We start from the raw sequence: 2,840 nt of genomic DNA, 5'->3' as shown, positions 1-2,840 counted from the left end.
CCTGCGCGACCTCGATGCGCTGGTCGTGGTGTCCACACCGTGGGTGGACGGCGCCGCGGCGGCCGGGCAGACGCTGGACTGGCTGGCCAACCGCGGCCTGACCGGCCTGCTGCAACGCACCATCGTCGTCCTCAACGACTCCGACGGTCATGCCGACAAGCGCACCAGGACGATTCTCGCGCAACAGTTCTCGAACCATGGGCAGCTGGTGTTCGAGGTTCCGTTCGACGGGCACCTGCGCCCGGGCGGCGTCATCGACGGAACCCGCGAGATGTCACGACCCACCCGCCGTCGGTTTCTCGAGATCTGTGCCGCCTTGGCGACACACTTTCCGACGCGGGACAGTCGGTCGCGCGACCGGCCCTGACCCCGGCGCTCAGGCGATCTGCCCGACCAGTTCTTCGATGGCGCCGACATCGGCCGCCGAGATCGGCTCCTCCGCTTCAGCCTGCTGGATCGCCTGCTCGGAAACCCCTGCAGCCTGCGCTGTTTCGAGCACCGTCAGGTTCGCGGCGCGGCGTGCGGCGTAGAGCCGCTGTCCGAGCGTGGCGTGTGGCGCACCTGCGGCACGCACCATCAGATCGTCGTAGAGGCTGCGGACCGTGCCCAGCGCCTTGATCAGTGCGGGCGTCACCCTTCCGATCCGCGCCGCACGTGCAGCGACTGCCTCGAGTTGACGCAGATCCGACAAGATTGCGGTCACCCGCGGCGTGAACGCTGGGTCGTGGGTGGGCGGCAGCGAGGTGACCGTGGAGTGGAACGTGCCGACTGCCGTGATGACCGCCTGAGCGATCAGCGACACCTCGTCTACGCCGGCCGCGACAGGGGGCGCGGGGACCGGATCCGGGGACCGCAGGGTCTCACCCTTGCGCAGCCTCGTGATGGTGCCGGGCGGCCACCGCAGAACCTCTTCCAGCTTTGCTCGGGTCCGCTCCCTCGGCCAGCTGCGACCCTTCTCGAACGCGATCAGCGCGCCGGCGTTGATGATGCCGTCGGCGGCGAGGCTGCGCTGGCTGATATCGAGTTCTCGTCGGCGTGCGGCTGCGGCCGCCCCCGCCCTGACCATCCCGGGGTCCAATGCGTCGGCCGATTCGTCGATCGACTCCGCGTTGGTCATCTACCGGGATTCCTCGTGCTGGGTTTGTCGGATCGGCCCGGACATCGTACCGATCAGCCATGCCGCCGCTACGGCTCGGCCCGATGGTCCGCAATGGTTCCGTGTCAAAGCTACACCTTTTCACCCTCTGCAATCGCGTCAGCGCTACACATTTCGGCAAAATCTCCGCCGGAGGCCGGTTGGGTGGCGACGCCGCGTATTCGCAGTTAGAGCGCGCCTTCAACGTGAAACTTCGCGGGCTGGACCTCTCCCACGCGGGCCGATGCGCTTCGGTTCCGTTGCACTAACCGTTGCATCGCTACGGTTTGTCGGTTACCTTTTGCAGCGTCGCGGCGAACGGGCCGCCCCAGCACACAGAGGAGCGACAGAATATGAACGCGATGCCGTGGGACGAGACGCCGGTCGGCGCGTGCACCCAGGAACCCGAGCGGTGGACGACGACCGCCGACGACGAGGCGAAGGCGATCTGCCGGGCGTGCCCCAGGCGGTGGTTGTGCGCACGGGAAGCCTGCGAACTTCCCCGGGCGGAAGGCCTCTGGGCCGGCATCTACGTTCCCGAGGCCGGCCGCGGCCGGACGTTTGCTCTGCGGCAGCTCCAGTCGCTGGCCGAGCGCAACGGCTTTCCCGTCCGGGAACGTCGGGTCTACTACGCGGAAAGCGCCTGACGTGCGGGTGCCTGCCGCCGCTCTCGGGGGGTCGGCGGCGGGCTTCGGAATATCCCCGGGACGGCTGCCGTTCCATATCTCGACGGTGCCGGGCATGCCCCGGGCCCCAACCACCAAGTCGCTACGAGCGACCATTCGCCGAGAGGCGCCATGGCGGCACCGTCCCAACTTTTGCGCTGATGCAGCTTCCCGTGTGTTGTCGCGATGAGTTCTGACCTCCGGTGCAGTCTGAGCTGCATGGGCACACTGATCTACGGCTTCAACGTGTCGGTGGACGGCTACATCGCCGACGCGCAGGGCAACATCGACTGGTCCGATCCGAGCGAGGAACTGCACCAGTACTGGAACGACTTCGAGCGGGAGACGGCCCTCGCGTTCTACGGGCGGCGGCTCTACGACCTGATGTCCGCGTACTGGCCGACCGCCGACAAGGACCCGGACGCCACCCCTCTGATCGTCGACTTCGCGCACATCTGGCGCGACATGCCCAAGGTCGTGTTCTCGCGCACCCTGGAGTCCGTCGACTGGAATTCCCGCCTGCAACGCAGCGATCCGGTCGAGGTGGTGGCGAAGCTGAAGGCCGAAACCGAGGGCCAGTTGGAGGTGGCCGGGGCGGCGCTGGCCGCACCGATCATTGCGGCCGGACTGGTGGACGAGTACCGGATCGTGATCGCGCCTACCGCCGTGGGCGGCGGGACACCGTTCTTCCCGACGCTGCCGTCATGGATCTCGCTGCGACTGTTGGAGAACCGCACCTTCCCGTGCGGCACGGTCCTGCTGCGCTACGGGGCGAAACACGACTGAGGGGGGCCTGCACCGCTGCTCATCGCCGGAAGGAATGTGCCGAGCCCTCAAGCCGAGGATACAATGAGACTTATGAAGTCAGCTGCCCGTTTCACTCACCTCACTGGCGAGCCTACAGAAGGGCTGCTCGACGGTCAGTTCCTCGTTCTCGGTCGTAATGATCCGAGCCTTGGCGCACTGGCCTCGAAGCTGCGGGTCGCGGGCTTGCCCGACGATGAGGTGGTCGTAGTGGGCGCATTCACCACGGAGGTCGC

The 2,840-nt window shown here is 67.2% G+C and carries 5 protein-coding genes; 4 read left to right on the top strand and 1 reads right to left on the bottom strand.

The window, feature by feature from the left end:
- The coding region (locus WA944_RS24320) for a MinD/ParA family ATP-binding protein (RefSeq protein WP_526647430.1) at nucleotides 1-367 on the top strand (367 nt) is incomplete at its 5' end.
- A gap of 9 nt (nucleotides 368-376) precedes the next feature.
- On the opposite strand, the gene WA944_RS24315 is transcribed toward WA944_RS24320, so the two are convergent.
- Complete coding sequence (locus WA944_RS24315; protein WP_526647429.1) at nucleotides 377-1,117, bottom strand: transcriptional regulator; 741 nt, start codon at nucleotides 1,115-1,117, stop codon at nucleotides 377-379.
- A gap of 371 nt (nucleotides 1,118-1,488) precedes the next feature.
- Here WA944_RS24315 and WA944_RS24310 point away from each other — a divergent pair, with 371 nt between their 5' ends.
- The 3 genes from WA944_RS24310 to WA944_RS24300 form a co-directional block, all read left to right on the top strand.
- Entirely contained in the window at nucleotides 1,489-1,782 is a 294-nt protein-coding gene (locus WA944_RS24310; protein ID WP_526647428.1) for a WhiB family transcriptional regulator, read from the top strand.
- A gap of 237 nt (nucleotides 1,783-2,019) precedes the next feature.
- Nucleotides 2,020-2,586 (top strand): dihydrofolate reductase family protein, encoded by a 567-nt coding sequence (locus WA944_RS24305; RefSeq protein WP_526373573.1) that lies wholly within the window; start codon nucleotides 2,020-2,022, stop codon nucleotides 2,584-2,586.
- 72 nt (nucleotides 2,587-2,658) lie between these two features.
- Nucleotides 2,659-2,840 (top strand): hypothetical protein (locus WA944_RS24300; protein ID WP_526647427.1); only part of this gene is annotated, 182 nt, incomplete at its 3' end.

It is taken from the genome of Mycobacterium sp., assembly GCF_049683355.1.
Lineage (GTDB): Bacteria > Actinomycetota > Actinomycetes > Mycobacteriales > Mycobacteriaceae > Mycobacterium.
The sequence above is the reverse complement of the archived record's forward strand: the minus strand, read 5'-3'. Positions and strand labels throughout refer to the sequence as shown.